This is a genomic window from Halomonas sp. SIMBA_159 (assembly GCF_046536035.1).
Taxonomy (GTDB): Bacteria; Pseudomonadota; Gammaproteobacteria; order Pseudomonadales; family Halomonadaceae; genus Vreelandella; species Vreelandella venusta_A.
Map to the genome: position 1 here is coordinate 1 of NZ_JAWJBT010001012.1, position 256 is coordinate 256.

Sequence of the window (256 nt, forward strand, 5' to 3'; positions counted from 1 at the left end):
GTCACGCGCTGGCCGGGATGCACCGGCGCCTGCGAATGCGGGGCGCCGGTCATCACGACGTCGCCGGGCCCCAGCACGGACCACGCCGCGACATACACGAGGCAGTCTCGGATCGGCATCGGCAGCTGCCGGCTCCCGGTCCGGGCGACGAGGAGCCCGTCGACCTCGACGTCGAGGTCGACGTCGTCGATCCCCACCGCGGTATCGATCCACGGGCCGAGTGGCGTGTATCCCTCCCCCGACTTGGATTCGAAGT

1 protein-coding gene is annotated in these 256 nt (G+C 70.7%); it reads right to left on the minus strand.

What is annotated here, in order from left to right; all coding sequences use genetic code 11:
* A partial coding sequence (locus tag R0J87_RS22310) for a fumarylacetoacetate hydrolase family protein (protein ID WP_498889048.1) occupies nt 1-256 on the minus strand: 256 nt, incomplete at both ends.